Consider the following 15,596-nt stretch of genomic DNA (forward strand, 5'->3'; position numbering starts at 1 on the left):
GCCGTCGATATGAACGGGACCTGCCAGACCGGTAATCGGTCCTGCGGGTCCCGTTTTGGCCGCCACGTGCATTGCCAAAAAAGCGTCGCGAATCAGCGCGACTGGCGCTTCTTCCCTAGCTTCGGCTGGCCCTTCACCGCGGGGGCACGGCCCTTGCCCTTGTTGGCCTTGGCCTTACCGCCGCCGCCTGAACCGCCTGACCGGCGCGAACCGCCGGAACCGCCGCCGGCCTGCGCGCCGCGCGCGGCGGCCTCAGTCAACTCGAGGCGGGCGTCGTCCAGGAAGGCAGCCCCGATCTCAGTGAGCGTAGTGCTCTCGGCGGCACGATCGAACAATGCATAGCCGAGTTCGGCTTCGACTCGCTTTACCGAGGCGCTGAGGGTGTCGCGGGAGACGCCGAGTGTCTGCGCGGCGCGGGCGAAATCGGGTGCCTCAGCGGCGGCCACGAAATGTGCCAGCAGGGTGATGTCCACGTAAAGCCTCTCGTTCGCTGCGCGGGAGGCGAGCAGCCCTTCTAGGCTACGCGCCGAAACCGACCGAACCCACCGCTGCACGCACGGATGTTCCACCGCTGCACCCAACGAGTGTTCACCGCGAACACGTGCCTGGGGCTAGGCGCGGCGGCGTCAACGTGGTTCGCTGGGTGTATGACGACCCTGCCGATGTTCCCTCTGGGATCCGTGTTGTTCCCCTACATGCCGCTGCAACTGCGCGTGTTCGAGGAACGCTACCTCGTGATGCTGGCCCGGGTGCTCGATGCCGAGCCGGCCGAATTCGGCATCGTGCTGATCGAACGCGGCCAGGAAGTGGGCGGCGGCGAACGTCGGTTCAGCGTCGGCACCGTCGCCCGGGTTACTCAGCTCGAAGCCCCGGAGGGTTATCTCGGGCTGGTGGTGCAGGGTGAGCGCAGAATCGAGGTGACCGAGTGGATGCCGGAGGACCCGCATCCGCTCGCGACGGTTCGTGCACTACCCGACCTGGAATGGGACGATGCGCTGCTGCCGCGCCGCGAACAGGCCGAGCAACTTGTGCGCCGCACCCTGTCACTCGCGAGCGAGTTCAGCGACCAGGAGTGGTCGCCCGATGTCGCGCTCTCGCACGACCCGACCGCCGCCGCCTGGCAGCTCGCCGCGATCGCCCCGGTCGGACCGCTCGATCAGATCGTGCTGCTGCGCTCGCCCACCATGGAAGCACTGCTCGACAACATCATCGAGCTGACCCAGGCCGCGGCCGCGACCTGGGCTTAGTGACTCACACGCCGATGTCGCGTTGGCGCAGGGCGATGGCTGCCGTCGCCGCCAGTAGGAGCGAGACGGCGTAGAACACGACGATCGTCGTCACGTTCGCCCCGGTGCTCAGCGGGCTGTCACCGAACGCCCAGAAGTACGGACTCAGGGTGTGCAGTCACTCCAGGCTCGCACTCTGATTGCCGAGCGCATTGAAGACGTCTCCTTGGCTCTGGCTGCGACTTTAGTCCTCTTGCTCACCTCGGCCGCCGCCTGTGGCGAGCGGTGTTCTAATGGACTGGATGACAGAAATCCCACCAGCCTCCGGCGCCATCGTCGGTCCCGACGGCCTCGCCCGACCCCGGTGGGCTGCGGTCGACCCGATGCTCCGCGACTACTACGACACCGAGTGGGGTATTCCGGTGCGCTTTGAACACGCCCTGTTCGAGCGCATCAGCCTCGAGGCGTTCCAATCCGGGCTGTCCTGGGCGATCATTCTGCGCAAGCGCCCCGGTTTTCGTGCGGCATTCGCCGACTTCGACCCCGACCGGGTCGCTGCCTTCGACGAGGACGACGTCGAACGCCTGCTGAGCGACGCGGCGATCGTACGCAACCGCCTCAAGATTCGCGCGACGATCACCAACGCCCAGGCCACCGTCGCGCTGCGCGAGCAGGGCGGACTGGTCGACTTCGTCTGGGGGTTCCAGCCGAACGAAACCCCGCAGCCGCGAACGCAGGCCGACGTGCCGACCAGGTCCGAGGCATCCGTTTCGCTCGCGAAAGCCCTCAAGAAGGTCGGCTTCGTCTTCGTCGGACCGACCACGATGTTCGCCCTGATGGAGGCGATCGGCATGATCGATACCCACCTGCTGGACAGCCATCGACGCGGAAGCAGCGGAGTGTGGGGCTAGGCTGAGCGCTACCACAACTGAATATCGGGCTATATGGACGGTGCGGGAGAGTTCGGCGCGACAGCGTGCGAACACCGAAGGAGCAATCCTCCCCGACAATCTCTCAGGTACTCGTACCGCATCGAACTGGCCACTCTGAAAAGTAGATTGTGCGTGCCTGACAATCTCGCCCACGGTGAAAGTCAGCGCCCGCGCGCTGGTGAAGCTCTCAGGCACGAGCGACAGAGGGGGAGTTCCCACGCGGCTCAAACGAGCCGTGCACACCATCCTGTGACCCGGAGAACTCATGACCACGGCCGATTCCAGCACCCCCGACTCCACCGATTCACGAAATACCGAACGCTTCTCCCCTCTGCACCAGGCGCACGTCGATGCCGATGCCAGCTTCACCGACTTCGCTGGCTGGCAGATGCCGGTGCGCTACTCCAGCGATCTCGCCGAGCACCACGCCGTGCGCAACGCGGCCGGCCTGTTTGACCTGTCCCACATGGCCGAAATTCTGGTCGAAGGCACGGATGCCGCCGCCTACCTCGACTACGCGCTGGCCGGCGAGCTCTCGGGTATCGAACTCTTGCAGGCCAAGTACAGCCTGCTGCTGGCCGAGAACGGCGGCATCATCGACGATCTCGTCGTCTACCGCCTCGATGAAACCAAGTTTCTGGTTGTGGCCAACGCCGGCAACAGATTCGCCGCGTTCGACGCGTTGCTCGCCCGTGCCGAAGGCTTCGACGTGAGCGTCGTTGACCAGAGCGACGACTACGCGCTGATCGCCGTGCAGGGTCCGAACGCCCTCGCCATTCTGCGCGCCACCGGCGGCGTCACCGACGTCGGCACCGACCTGCTGTTCATGAAGTATTACCGAATCACGGATGCCTTCTTCCGTGGCCAGCCGCTGCTGGTCGCCCGCACCGGGTACACCGGTGAAGACGGTTTCGAGCTCTACCTCGCGGCCGACCAGGCCCGTGAGCTCTGGGACGCACTCGTGGTCGCCGGCGCCGACCGCGGCCTGGTGCCGGCTGGGCTGGCCAGCCGCGATACCCTCCGCCTCGAGGCTGGCATGCCACTCTACGGTCACGAATTGACCCTCAACACCTTCCCGGTCCAGGCCGGACTCGGCCGCGTCGTCAACCTGAAGAAGGAGAACGACTTCGTCGGCCGAGCGGCCAGCGTTGCGGGGCCGGAGGCTGGGGCATCCGTTTTGGTCGGTCTGATTGCCGCTGGCAAGCGTGCCGGACGCGCGGACTACGAGATCTTCCGCAGCGTCGATGCGGAAAACGCCGACGGCGTCATCACCAGCGGCGCCCTGTCGCCGACCCTCGGTTACCCGATCGCCATGGCCTACGTCAGCCCCGACCTCGCCCGTCTCGGCACCGAGGTCTACGTCGACGTACGGGGTACCCGCATTCCGGCGACCGTCACCTCGCTCCCCTTCTATAAGCGCGTCAAGTAGACCCTCACCCTGCGAAAGGCAATCCCATGACAAACACATCTTCGCTTCAGCCGTCCGAACTTCAATACACCGCCGAGCACGAATGGGTTTTAGTCGACGGCAGCGTCGCGACCGTCGGCATCACCGCGTATGCCGCCGAAAAGCTCGGTGACGTCGTTTTCGTCGAACTGCCGGGCGTCGGCAGCACCGTCGCCAGCGGCACGGTCGTCGGCGAAATTGAATCGACCAAGTCGGTCGGTGAACTGTTCGCTCCGGTCAACGGCACCGTCACAGAAACCAACGACGCCGTCGTGGACAGCCCCGAACTGGTCAACAGCGACCCCTTCGGCGCGGGCTGGCTGATCAAGGTCGAATTCGAGACTCTCCCCACGCTGCTCAGCTTTGCCGAGTATTCCGCCCTGATCGGGGAGTAGACGCACTATGAGCCAGGCTTTCACTCAGCGTCACATCGGAACGGATGTCGACGCCCAGTCCCACATGCTCGCCACGCTCGGCTACGACTCGGTGGAACACCTCGTCTCCGCCGCCATGCCGGCATCGATCCACGCCGACCTGTTTCGGCAGGACGGCGACAGTGCCCTGCCGCCCGCCGCAACCGAGAGCGAAGCCGTCGCGGAGTTGCGCGCCCTCGCCGGCCGCAACACGGTCAAACGCTCGATGATCGGCCAGGGCTACTACGATACGTTCACGCCCGCCGTGATCAAGCGCAACGTGTTCGAAAACCCCAGCTGGTACACCGCCTACACGCCGTACCAGCCGGAAATCTCGCAGGGCCGGCTCGAGGCCCTGATCAATTTTCAGACCATGATCGCCGACCTCACCGGGCTGACCACGGCCAACGCGTCGATGCTCGACGAGTCAACGGCCGTCGTCGAGGGCATGCTGCTCGCCCTGCGCGCGTCCAAGTCGGGCTCGCGCCGCTTCATCGTTGACACGGATGCCTTCCCCCAGACGCACGCGCTGCTCGCCAATCGCGCCGCCGTACTCGGCATCGAACTCGCCCAGGTTGACCTGAGCGAGCAGACCACGGCCGAGGATCTAGGCGACTATTTCGGTGTCTTCGTGCAGTACCCGTCCGGCTCCGGTCGCATCTGGAACCCGCAGACCGTCATCGACCTGGCGCACGAACACAAGGCGCTCGCCGTTGTGGCCGCTGACCTGCTCGCCCTCACCCTGCTGAAGTCGCCCGGCGACCTCGGCGCCGACGTCGCCGTCGGCACCAGCCAGCGCTTCGGTGTGCCGATGGGCTTCGGCGGACCGCACGCCGGCTACATGGCCGTGCGCAAGGGACTCGAACGCCAGTTGCCCGGCCGCCTGGTGGGAGTGAGCGTGGACGCCACCGGCCACCCCGCCTACCGCCTCGCCCTGCAGGTACGCGAACAGCACATTCGCCGCGACAAAGCCACCTCGAACATCTGCACCGCCCAGGTGCTGCTCGCCGTCATGGCCGGCATGTATGCCGTCTATCACGGGCCCGAGGGCCTGAAAACGATCGCCACCCGGGTGCACGAGCGGGCCGGTGCCCTCGTCGCCGCCCTGCGCGCGATCGACGTCGACGTGCTCACCGACGCGTTCTTTGACACGTTCCAGATCAACGTGCCGGCGGGCGCCGCCGAGGTCGTCGCGAAGGCAGCCGCGAGCGGCTACAACCTGCACCAGGTCGATGAGAACATCATCAGCGTGTCGGTGGATGAGACCACCACGCTTGCCGACCTCTCTTATATCGTCGGAGCGTTCGGCGGCCGCTCGGCATTCGGCCACGTCGACTTCGACGCCGTGCAGCACGGGCTGCCGACCGATCTCGATCGCACCAGCGATTTTCTCACCCACCCGGTGTTCAACACGCACCGCTCCGAGACCAGCATGATGCGTTACCTCAAGCGCCTCGCCGACTACGATTATGCGCTCGACCGCGGCATGATCCCGCTCGGCTCCTGCACCATGAAGCTCAACGCGGCGAGCGAGATGGAGGCCGTCAGCTGGCCCGAATTCGCCGGAATCCACCCATTCGCACCGCGCGCCGACGTCGAGGGCTACCTGCACCTGGTGCGCCAGCTCGAAACCTGGCTCACGGATGTCACCGGTTACGATTCTGTGTCGCTCCAGCCGAACGCCGGCAGCCAGGGCGAACTGGCCGGGCTGCTCGCCATTCGTGGCTACCACCAGTCCAATGGGGAGAGTGCCCGCACGGTCTGCCTGATCCCGTCGAGTGCGCACGGCACCAATGCGGCATCCGCTGCCCTGGCCGGCATGCGTGTCGTGGTCGTGGCCTGCGACGAGCTCGGCAACGTTGACCTCGCCGATCTGCACGCCAAGATCGCCGAGCACGCGGCCGATCTGGCCGCGCTCATGATCACCTACCCGTCCACCCACGGCGTGTATGAGCACGAGGTCGCCACCATTTGTGCGGCCGTGCACGCGGCCGGTGGCCAGGTTTACGTCGACGGCGCCAACCTCAACGCGCTGCTCGGATTCGCCCGGTACGGCGATTTCGGCGGCGACGTCTCGCACCTGAACCTGCACAAGACCTTCTGCATCCCGCACGGCGGCGGCGGTCCGGGTGTCGGTCCGGTTGCGGCCAAGGCGCACCTCGCGGCGTTCCTGCCGGGGCATCCGCTTGCCCAGAGTGACGAGCATTACCTGCTCGGCAGCGGGGGAGCCTCGGCCACCGTCGTGCACGCCGGCGGACCGGTCTCGGCTGCGCCCTACGGCAGCCCGAGCATCCTGCCCATCTCCTGGGCGTATGTGCGCATGATGGGCATCGATGGCCTCAAGCAGGCCACCGGTGCCGCAGTGCTCGCCGCCAATTACGTCGCCAAGCGCCTGGAGAACAGCTACCCGCTTCTCTATTCCGGCGAAAACGGCCTGGTCGCGCACGAGTGCATCCTCGACCTGCGTCCGCTCACCGCGGCCACGGGGATCAGCGTGGACGACGTGGCCAAACGCCTCGTCGACTACGGCTTCCACTCGCCGACGATGAGTTTTCCGGTCGCCGGCACGCTCATGGTCGAGCCCACCGAGAGTGAAGACCTCGGCGAAATCGACCGCTTCTGCGACGCCATGATCGCGATCAAGGCTGAAGCGGATGCCGTCGCCGCCGGCCGCTGGCCCGCCGACGACAACCCCCTGCACAACGCTCCGCACACCGCGCAGTCCGTGATCGAGGGGGAGTGGGAGCATCCCTACGACCGGGCAACGGCGGTGTATCCGCTGGCGTCGCTCGTGCGCAACAAATACTGGCCGCCGGTGCGCCGCATCGACAACGCCTACGGCGACCGCAACCTGGTCTGCGCCTGCCCGCCGCCCGAAGCCTTCGAGTAGGGGACGGGGCTAGCTGGCCGGGGCGAGCAGTCCCGGCCACCAGGCCAGCGCGAGCGGGTACCCGACGAACGAGAGAATGTCGAGCAGCCAGTGCGTCACCACGAGCGGCATGGTGCGCCCCCAGCGGGTGTAGCACCAGCCGAACACGACTCCCATGGCCACGTTGCCGAAGAACGGTCCGACGCCCTGGTACAGGTGGTAGCTGCCACGCAGCACGGCTGAGCTCAGAATGATCGTCCAGGTCGACCAGCCGAGCTCACGCAGCCGGGTGAACAGGTAGCCGACCACGATGATCTCCTCGACCAGCGCCGCCTTCAGTGCGGCGAACACGAGAATGGGGATGGTCCACCAGAACGTGTCGAGCGGTGAGGGCACGACGGCCACGGTGAAGCCGAAGGCGCGCCCGGCCAGGTAGAGCGCGAGCCCCGGAATACCGATCACGAGCAGCAGCCCGAACCCGCCGAGTACGTCCTTACCTGGCCGGGTCAGGTCGAAGCCGAGCCGGGTGAACGGGTTCTGCCCGGGCTTCCAGAGCAGAAACAGCACCAGCGCTACCGCTGCGAGACCGAACGCGATGCCGAGAAACTGGTAGGTGAAGTCGAGCCACTCCCGCGGCGACTGCGAGCCGTTGATCGTCGCTGACTGGTCGGCGAGCGGTGTTACATCGGTGAGCCGGGCCACGATCGACACGATCGAGTAAACGGCCGACGCCCCGAGCGACAGCGCGAGCACTATGCCGATCTCCCAATACAACGGTGAATTTCCGAGCCGGGAACGGTGCGGGGCGGATGCTGGCGGCATGGCCCTATCCTGCCACCCCGGCATCCGCAGACGCTCGCGTCGCGATCGCGGGGGAAGCATCCGTTCGAAACCCGCCCCGCAACATATGTGCAAAATGACAGTGTGTGACGCTCAATAGTTGTCAGATAGATTGCGCGTCTGTAAAGTTTTTCATCGTATTGCCCAATCTGGATTAGTAACAAACTAGGGTCGTAACAACCCCCCAATATTGAGCCGGTTCTTTCGCGGTCAAAATTGGGTTGACTCTATTGGCGCGTGCCACGGTCAAGAGCTGTGTCAGGCGCCCTTTTGTGCATAGGAGCAAAAATTGAAAATCAGGAGAATGGGCATTGTTGCCATCGCTCTCGCCTCGACCGGAGCCCTCGTGCTCTCGGGTTGCGCTGGAGAATCAACGACATCGGCTGACGGCACCGCGATCATCACGACGAACGGCAGCGAACCGCAGATGTCGCTGATCCCGACCAACACCACCGAGGTGGGCGGCGGAAAGATCATCACGTCCATCTTCGCCGGTCTGGTCTCGTACTCGGCGGACGGCGAGATTCAGAACGAGGTCGCCGAGTCGATCGAGTCCGACGACGCCACGACCTGGACCGTCACGCTGAACGACGGCTGGACTTTCACCAACGACGAGCCCGTCACGGCATCGTCCTTCGTTGATGCCTGGAACTATGGCGCGCTGTCCACCAACGCCCAGGGTTCCTCCTACTTCTTCGACAACATCGTCGGCTACTCCGACGTCTCCAACATGATCGACGACCCGACCGGCGCGACCGACGAGGACGGCAACGTTCTTCGCGTTGCCTCGCCGCTCGCCGAGACCATGTCTGGCCTGACGGTCGTCGACGACACCACGTTCACCGTGGAGCTCGCCGGAACCGAGGCCGACTGGCCGCTCCGCCTCGGCTACACGGCCTACTCGCCGCTGCCCGAGGTTGCTTTCGAAGACATGGATGCCTTTGGTCAGAACCCGATCGGCAACGGCCCGTACGAGCTCGCGAGCGAGAACGCCTGGGAGCACGAGGTGCAGATCGAACTCGTCACCAACCCCGACTACGCGGGTGTGCGCACCCCCGCCAATGATGGATTAACCATCATCTTCTATGCCTCCTTCGATGCCGCTTACGCGGCCGTGCAGGGCGGCGACCTCGACGTGCTCGATGCCATCCCCGAATCCGCCCTCGCGAGCTACGAGTCGGACTTCCCGGATACCTTCATCAACGAGCCCGCCGCGGTATTCCAGGCCTTCAACATGCCGTACTACCTCGAGCACTGGTCCGGCGATGAGGGCAAGCTGCGTCGCGCCGCCGTCTCCATGGCCATTGACCGCGCCGAGATCACCGACGTCGTCTTCCAGAACACCCGCACCCCCGCCACCGACTTCACCTCCCCGGTTATCGATGGCTACTCCGATTCCCTCGCGGGTTCCGAAGTGCTCGAATTCAACCCCGAAGAGGCCGTCGCACTCTGGGCCGAAGCCGATGCCATCTCGCCGTACACCGGCACCTTTGACATCGCGTACAACGCCGACGGACCCCACCAGGTCTGGGTCGACGCCGTCGTCAACAGCGTCAAGAACACCCTCGGCATCGACGCAGTCGGCAAGCCGTACCCGACCTTCGGCGCTGCACTTGAAGACCGTGACGCTCAGGCACTGACCGGTGCTACTCGCGCCGGATGGCAGGCCGACTACCCGTCGCTGTACAACTTCCTTGCGCCGCTGTACCAGACCGGTGCCGGTTCGAACTACGAGGGCTACAGCAGCGAGGCATTCGACACGCTCCTGAAGGAAGGCGCCGCGGCATCCAGCGTTGAAGAAGCCACCGCCAAGTACGTCGAGGCTCAGGAAGTCCTGCTGCAGGACCTCCCGACCATCCCGCTGTGGTACCAGAACACCTCCGGTGTCTGGTCCGACACGGTGAGCAACGTTGAGTTCGGCTGGGATTCCGTGCCGCTTTACCACGCAATCACCAAGAACTAATAGTTCGTTCCTAGTTCCTCGTTCGTCGTTACGAGAGGCCCGGGGGTCATTCCCCGGGCCTCTCGAGTTCCCCTTAATGATTGCGAATCTTTCATGCACTCGACTTCACCCGTGCCAATCAGCACCGTGTCAACTGCGCCGACGGGTAGCTGATGCTCTGGTATACCGGCAAACGTCTGCTCCAGATGATCCCCGTGTTCTTCGGCGCCACGTTTCTCATCTACTTCATGGTGTTCTCCTTGCCCGGAGATCCCATCGCTGCCCTCTACGGCGAACGTCCTCCGTCGGACGCCGTTATTGCCCAAATTCGCGCCGAGTACAACCTCGACAAGCCGTTTTTTGTGCAATACCTGCTCTACATTGGAAACTTCTTCCAAGGTGACCTCGGAACGACCTATTCCGGTCGCTCCGTCTCCGATGTAATGGCCTCCGCGTTCCCGATCACGGCCCGACTGGCCATGCTCGCTCTCGCCTTCGAAGCCTTCTTCGGCATCCTCGTCGGCCTCATTGCCGGGCTCCGCAAGGGCAAGCTTTTCGATGCCAGCGCCCTCGTCGTGAGCCTGCTGCTGATCAGCGTGCCGACCTTCGTGATCGGCTTCGTGCTGCAGTTCGTCTTCGGCGTGCAACTGGGCTGGGCCCGCACCACGGTCAGTGGAGCAGCACCGCTTGACGAACTGATTTTGCCAGCGCTGGTGCTGGCATCCGTTTCGTTTGCCTATATTGTGCGCCTCACCCGGGCCAGCGTGTCCGACAACCTCAACGCCGACTTTGTGCGCACCGCCACAGCGAAGGGGCTGTCCCGCCCCCGCGTTGTGACCGTGCACGTGCTGCGCAACTCGCTCGTACCAGTGATCACCTTTCTCGGTGTCGACATCGGCTCGCTCATGGTCGGTGCCATCGTCACCGAGGGAATCTTCAATATCAACGGGGTCGGTGGAACCGTCTTCAAGGCCATTCGCCTCGGCGAAGGACCGACCGTGGTGTCGTTCATCGCCGTCATGGTGGTGATCTTCGTGCTCGCCAACCTGCTCGTCGATCTGCTGTACGCAGCTCTGGACCCAAGGATCCGTTATGCCAAGTAAGAACCAGGGCGCGCAGCCGCACTTTGTTGCAGCGCTCGAAGACACCCCCCTCGTGGCCATCGACCACCTCGACGAGACCGCGAAAGCGCGCAGCACCTGGGCGGATGCCTGGGACGCGATGCGTCGTCGGCCCGCCTTCTGGATTTCCTCCGGACTCATCCTGCTCATCGTCTTGGTGGCGCTGGTTCCCGGATGGTTCTCGTCGGTGTCGCCGACCCAGTGCCAGCTGTCGGACAGCAACGGGGGGCCGCAGTCGGGGCATCCGCTCGGCTTCACCTTCCAGGGCTGCGACGTCTATGCCCGAATCATCTTCGGCACCAGCGCCTCGGTAACCGTCGGCATGTTGGCTGCGGCGATCGTGACTCTGTTCGGCCTCATCGTCGGTGCCCTCGCCGGCTACTACGGCGGTTTCCTCGACGCCATCGTCTCTCGCATCGGCGACATCTTCTTCGCCGTTCCGACCGTGCTCGGCGCCATCGTGCTGCTCTCGGTGCTGCCCGACCGTACCCCGGTGGTCATCGCGCTCGTCATCTCGATCTTCGCCTGGCCGCAGGTCGCCCGCATCATGCGCGGCGCCGTGCTGACCGCGCGAAACTCGGACTACGTGGTGGCGTCGGTCGCACTCGGCGTGTCCAAGTTCAAGATTCTGGTGCGCCACGTGGTTCCCAACGCCATCGCCCCCGTGATCGTCATCGCGACGGTCTCACTCGGCACGTTCATCGTTGCCGAAGCCACGCTCTCGTTCCTCGGTATCGGCCTCGGGCCGGGCACAATGTCGTGGGGACGCGATATCGGCGAAGCGCAGACATCCATTCGTACGAGCCCGCAGGTGCTGCTGTATCCCTCGATCGCGCTCTCCCTGACCGTGCTGGCGTTCCTCATGCTCGGTGACGTGCTCCGCGACGCGCTCGACCCCCAGGCGAGGGCACGCCGATGACCCAGTTAGTGACCGAAACCGTGAACCAGACTCCTTCCGCCGACTCCGAACCGCTCCTGGAGATCCGCGATCTCGAGGTCGGCTTCCGCACCCAGCGCGGCATCGTGCCCGCCGTGCGCGGCGTCAGCTTCACGCTCTACCCCGGCCAGACCCTCGCGATCGTGGGGGAGTCCGGTTCGGGCAAGACCACGACGGCGCAGGCGATCATCAAGCTGCTGGCCGGCACCGGCCAGGTGACCGGCGGCCAGATCCTGTTCGAGGGTCGCGACCTCACCACCCTGAAGGCCACCGAGATGCAATTCGTGCGCGGCCGCGAGATCGGCTACGTTCCGCAGGACCCGATGAGCAACCTCAACCCGGTGTGGAACATCGGCTTTCAGGTGTCCGAAGCCATCAAGGCCAACAGCGGCCTACGCGGCAAGCCACTGAAGGCGCGCACCATTAAAGTGCTGCAGGAGGCGGGTCTGGCGGATGCCGCCGACCGGCTCAAGCAATACCCGCACCAATTCTCCGGCGGCATGCGTCAGCGTGTGCTCATCGGCATTGGGCTGTCGGCTCGGCCGAAACTGCTCATCGCCGACGAGCCGACCAGTGCGCTGGATGTCACCGTGCAGCGTCAGATCCTCGACCACCTGGCCACCCTCACCCGTGATTACGGCACGAGCGTTCTGTTCATCACCCACGACCTCGGCCTCGCGGCCGAGCGGGCCGAGCAGCTCGTGGTCATGTACAAGGGCAAGATCGTCGAGTCCGGGCCGTCGCAGGAGATCCTCGCCAACCCGCAGCACCCGTACACCCAGCGTCTGGTGGCGGCCGCTCCGAGCCTCGCCTCGCGTCGCATTCAGGCGAAGAAGAATGAGGATGGCCCGGCGACCGAAATCTTCTCGGCCGGCGGCACGGACACCGCGCTGATTCGGCGTGCTACAGACCGTGAACTGGCAGCGTCGGGCAAAGACCTCATCTCGGTCGAGGGCATCACCAAGATGTACCGCATCCGTAAGTCCGGGTTGCGTTTCGACGAGCTGCTCGCCGTGAACGAGGTGTCGTTCGGGGTGAAGAAGGGCACCACCACGGCGATCGTGGGGGAGTCCGGTTCGGGCAAGTCCACCGTGGCCAAGCTCATTCTGCAGCTCGAGGGCCTCACCAGCGGGCGGATTGAATTCGAAGGGCGCGACGTCGCTGGCTTGAAGGGGCGCGAGCTGCTGAACTTCCGCCGCCGCGTGCAGCCCGTGTTCCAAGACCCGTACGGTTCGCTCGACCCGCAGTACAACGTGGGAAACACCATCGCCGAGCCGCTACTCGCGCACAGGGTGGGCACCAAACGGGAACGGCAGAAGCGCGTGCTGCAGCTCCTCGATCAGGTGTCCCTGCCCGCGTCGACCCAGTTTCGGTACCCGAGCGAACTTTCCGGCGGCCAGCGTCAGCGCATCGCGATCGCGCGAGCTTTGGCATTGAAGCCCGACGTGCTCGTGCTCGACGAAGCCGTCTCCGCACTCGATGTGCTCGTGCAGGGTCAGATCCTGAACCTGCTCACCGAGTTGCAGACGGAGCTTGGACTGACCTACCTGTTCATTACGCACGACCTCGCCGTGGTGCGCCTGGTCGCCGACAATGTCTGCGTCATGCAGAAAGGGCGCATCGTTGAGGCGGCATCGACCGACGACGTGTTTGACAACCCGCGTGAGGTGTACACGCAAGAACTGCTGGCAGCAATCCCCGGAGCAAACTTCGAGTTCGGGCGGTAGCTGATCGGTTTGCACGATGCGGCCCCGACGGGGATCGATCCACGTCGGGCCCGCAGTGTTGTGGGGGGCGCCGTATCGGCCAGAGCGGTCCCCGCCGTTACTACCAATCGACGAATTTTTTCCCGTAAACGGGTGAATATTAGCTTGACGGTCGTGTGAGCGCAGATTTCGTGCAAAATTCCCGACTTGGACGAAAAACAATGGTTCCTTTTCATAACAGTTCGAGCTTTTGCTTGTCACCGCCGTTGATACCTCTCTAGGGTCGAGTCAAACCACGATCGACTCGCGGCCCCTCGCCGTGCACCGACAATCACTTCGCTCAGGAGGAATCTTGTCCATTAGAGGAAAACTATTCAGGAAAAAGCTCATCGGGGTCGCCGTTCTCGGTGTATCTGCCCTCGTCTTGACCGCCTGCACCACTACCGACAGCACCGACACCAACACGGATGCCGCGGCTAGCGGTGGTACCGTCACGGTCGCGGTGGTCAACGACTTCACGTCCTTCAACGGTCAGACTCCACAGTCCAACCTCGACACCAACGGACAAGTCGGTTACCTCATGGGCAACTACGCGTCGGCTTTCTCCTACGTTGACAACGATTTCAATATCGTGCGCGAAGAGAAGTTCGGCACCTTTGAGAAGACCAGTGACGACCCGCAGACGGTCACGTACACGCTGAATCCTGAGAACAAGTGGTCAGATGGAGAGCCCGTAACCGCCGATGACATGGTGCTCGCCTGGGCTATCGGTGCCGGCTACTACGACGACTCGACCGTCGATGAGGCCACCGGAGAAGTCGCCACCGGCACCATGTATTTTGAGATCGCTGCCAGCACCGCCGGCCTCGACACCACGGCATTCCCCGAGGTCAGCGAGGATAACCTTTCGATGACCCTGGTCTACGACACTCCCTACGTCGACTGGGAGCTGGTCAACCCGATCGCCCAACCCGCCCACATTGTGGCCAAGAAGGCCGGGCTCGGCTCGGCCACCGAACTGACCGAACTGCTCAAGGGCCTTCCGAAGGGCGACCCGGCGTCCCCGGTCGACCCCAACGCCACGTTGAAGGCCGCGGCGGACTTTGTGAACACTGGCTACGACGTGACCGCGTTCCCGACCGACCCCGACCTCCTCGTGTCGAGCGGTCCCCTGGTGCCGACGGGCTGGACCCCCGGCCAGTCGTTCACGATGGAGCGCAACGAGTTCTATGTCGGTGGGATGCTGCCGAAGATCGACAAGCTGATCTTGCGCGTCATTCCTGACGCGAACGCCCAGGTGACGGCATTGCAGAACGGTGAAGTCGACATCATCAACCCGCAGGCATCCGCTGACACGCTGACGGCCCTTGAGAACACCGGTGCCGACGTCCTCACCGGCGACCAGGTCTCTTATGACCACCTCGACCTGCGTTTCGACCAGCCGGTCTTCGCCGACATCAAGGTGCGCCAAGCATTCCTCAAAACGGTCCCGCGCCAGCAGATCCTCGACTCCATCGTGACGCCGGTCAACGCCGACGCCAAGGTGCTGAACTCGCAGATCTGGGTTCCGGCCAACGAGCCCTATGACGATTCGGTGGCCAACAATGGCTCGAGCGCTTATGACGAGGTTGACATTGAGGGCGCGAAGGAGCTTCTCGCCGGTGCCACCCCCTCGGTGCGCATTCTTTACAACACCAACAACCCCAACCGGGTCGATGAGTTCCAGGCCATTCAGGAATCAGCCGCCAAGGCGGGGATCACGGTTGTCGATGCGGGTTCACCCGACTGGGGTTCCCTGCTCGAGGGCGGTGACTATGATGCCTCCATCTTCGGCTGGATCAGCCCCGGCGTCGGCTCTACCGGCATTGCACAGATTTTCTCGACCGACGGCGGTGGAAACTACAACCAGTACGAGGGCACCAACGATGACGCTATCCTGACCCAGACGACCCTCGATCCCGATGAACTGATCGCCATCGAGAAGCGCATGGACAAGCAGATGTTCACGGATGCCTATGGACTGCCGCTGTTCCAGCTGCCCGGCGTGTTCGGAGTCTCCAAGCGCGTGAGCGGCGTGGAGTACATGGGTAACCAGACAGGTCCGTTCTGGAACTTCTGGGAATGGTCCGTCAGTAAATAGCTAGGTCGAATGTCCTAGCCCGA

12 protein-coding genes and 1 riboswitch are annotated in these 15,596 nt (G+C 64.2%); of the genes, 10 read left to right on the forward strand and 2 right to left on the reverse strand.

Annotated features, from left to right (window positions below):
• Window positions 1-92: 92 nt before the first annotated feature.
• Window positions 93-473 (reverse strand): LysR family transcriptional regulator, encoded by a 381-nt coding sequence (locus CXY80_RS07480; RefSeq protein WP_092450309.1) that lies wholly within the window; start codon window positions 471-473, stop codon window positions 93-95.
• Window positions 474-647: 174 nt separating this feature from the next.
• Here CXY80_RS07480 and CXY80_RS07485 point away from each other — a divergent pair, with 174 nt between their 5' ends.
• From CXY80_RS07485 to gcvP, 5 genes are all read left to right on the forward strand, one after another.
• The gene (locus CXY80_RS07485) at window positions 648-1,247 is read left to right on the forward strand and encodes an LON peptidase substrate-binding domain-containing protein (RefSeq protein WP_092450307.1); all 600 of its coding nucleotides are present in this window, start codon (window positions 648-650) and stop codon (window positions 1,245-1,247) included.
• 281 nt (window positions 1,248-1,528) lie between these two features.
• Entirely contained in the window at window positions 1,529-2,137 is a 609-nt protein-coding gene (locus tag CXY80_RS07490) for a DNA-3-methyladenine glycosylase I (RefSeq protein ID WP_104132122.1), read from the forward strand.
• Between the two features lie 33 nt (window positions 2,138-2,170).
• Window positions 2,171-2,266, forward strand: a riboswitch (glycine riboswitch).
• Window positions 2,267-2,423: 157 nt separating this feature from the next.
• Window positions 2,424-3,587, forward strand: a complete 1,164-nt coding sequence (gcvT, locus tag CXY80_RS07495) for a glycine cleavage system aminomethyltransferase GcvT (RefSeq protein ID WP_104132106.1) — start codon at window positions 2,424-2,426, stop codon at window positions 3,585-3,587.
• Between the two features lie 26 nt (window positions 3,588-3,613).
• Window positions 3,614-4,000 (forward strand): glycine cleavage system protein GcvH, encoded by a 387-nt coding sequence (gene gcvH, locus CXY80_RS07500; RefSeq protein ID WP_092450303.1) that lies wholly within the window; start codon window positions 3,614-3,616, stop codon window positions 3,998-4,000.
• Between the two features lie 7 nt (window positions 4,001-4,007).
• Entirely contained in the window at window positions 4,008-6,908 is a 2,901-nt protein-coding gene (gene gcvP, locus CXY80_RS07505; RefSeq protein WP_092450301.1) for an aminomethyl-transferring glycine dehydrogenase, read from the forward strand.
• A 9-nt stretch (window positions 6,909-6,917) separates the two neighbouring features.
• On the opposite strand, the gene CXY80_RS07510 is transcribed toward gcvP, so the two are convergent.
• The gene (locus CXY80_RS07510) at window positions 6,918-7,709 is read right to left on the reverse strand and encodes a CPBP family intramembrane glutamic endopeptidase (RefSeq protein WP_092450299.1); all 792 of its coding nucleotides are present in this window, start codon (window positions 7,707-7,709) and stop codon (window positions 6,918-6,920) included.
• A gap of 322 nt (window positions 7,710-8,031) precedes the next feature.
• Here CXY80_RS07510 and CXY80_RS07515 point away from each other — a divergent pair, with 322 nt between their 5' ends.
• From CXY80_RS07515 to CXY80_RS07535, 5 genes are all read left to right on the forward strand, one after another.
• Window positions 8,032-9,690 carry an ABC transporter substrate-binding protein gene (locus CXY80_RS07515; protein ID WP_233195116.1) on the forward strand — a complete coding sequence of 553 codons (1,659 nt, stop codon included), beginning with the start codon at window positions 8,032-8,034 and terminating at the stop codon, window positions 9,688-9,690.
• Between the two features lie 152 nt (window positions 9,691-9,842).
• The gene (locus CXY80_RS07520; protein WP_092450296.1) at window positions 9,843-10,772 is read left to right on the forward strand and encodes an ABC transporter permease; all 930 of its coding nucleotides are present in this window, start codon (window positions 9,843-9,845) and stop codon (window positions 10,770-10,772) included.
• A complete protein-coding gene (locus CXY80_RS07525; protein ID WP_092450294.1) occupies window positions 10,762-11,709 on the forward strand; it encodes an ABC transporter permease in 948 nt (315 codons plus the stop codon). The genes CXY80_RS07520 and CXY80_RS07525 overlap by 11 nt, the downstream gene beginning before the upstream one ends.
• Window positions 11,706-13,454: an ABC transporter ATP-binding protein gene (locus tag CXY80_RS07530; protein ID WP_104132107.1), complete on the forward strand. Its 1,749-nt coding sequence runs from the start codon at window positions 11,706-11,708 to the stop codon at window positions 13,452-13,454. Before CXY80_RS07525 ends, CXY80_RS07530 begins: the two co-directional genes overlap by 4 nt.
• A gap of 331 nt (window positions 13,455-13,785) precedes the next feature.
• Window positions 13,786-15,573 (forward strand): ABC transporter family substrate-binding protein, encoded by a 1,788-nt coding sequence (locus CXY80_RS07535; RefSeq protein WP_104132108.1) that lies wholly within the window; start codon window positions 13,786-13,788, stop codon window positions 15,571-15,573.
• Window positions 15,574-15,596 lie beyond the last annotated feature (23 nt).

This window comes from Cryobacterium sp. M91, from assembly GCF_002929615.1.
GTDB lineage: Bacteria > Actinomycetota > Actinomycetes > Actinomycetales > Microbacteriaceae > Cryobacterium > Cryobacterium levicorallinum.

What these genes read in the sequence shown, in the direction of transcription:
- CXY80_RS07525 (WP_092450294.1), top strand. Translation starts at nt 10,762, where the DNA reads ATGCCAAGTAAGAACCAGGGCGCGCAGCCGCACTTTGTTGCAGCGCTC.
- gcvP (WP_092450301.1), top strand. Translation starts at nt 4,008, where the DNA reads ATGAGCCAGGCTTTCACTCAGCGTCACATCGGAACGGATGTCGACGCC.
- CXY80_RS07490 (WP_104132122.1), top strand. Translation starts at nt 1,529, where the DNA reads ATGACAGAAATCCCACCAGCCTCCGGCGCCATCGTCGGTCCCGACGGC.
- gcvH (WP_092450303.1), top strand. Translation starts at nt 3,614, where the DNA reads ATGACAAACACATCTTCGCTTCAGCCGTCCGAACTTCAATACACCGCC.
- CXY80_RS07485 (WP_092450307.1), top strand. Translation starts at nt 648, where the DNA reads ATGACGACCCTGCCGATGTTCCCTCTGGGATCCGTGTTGTTCCCCTAC.
- CXY80_RS07510 (WP_092450299.1), bottom strand. Translation starts at nt 7,709, where the DNA reads ATGCCGCCAGCATCCGCCCCGCACCGTTCCCGGCTCGGAAATTCACCG.
- gcvT (WP_104132106.1), top strand. Translation starts at nt 2,424, where the DNA reads ATGACCACGGCCGATTCCAGCACCCCCGACTCCACCGATTCACGAAAT.
- CXY80_RS07530 (WP_104132107.1), top strand. Translation starts at nt 11,706, where the DNA reads ATGACCCAGTTAGTGACCGAAACCGTGAACCAGACTCCTTCCGCCGAC.
- CXY80_RS07515 (WP_233195116.1), top strand. Translation starts at nt 8,032, where the DNA reads ATGGGCATTGTTGCCATCGCTCTCGCCTCGACCGGAGCCCTCGTGCTC.
- CXY80_RS07520 (WP_092450296.1), top strand. Translation starts at nt 9,843, where the DNA reads ATGCTCTGGTATACCGGCAAACGTCTGCTCCAGATGATCCCCGTGTTC.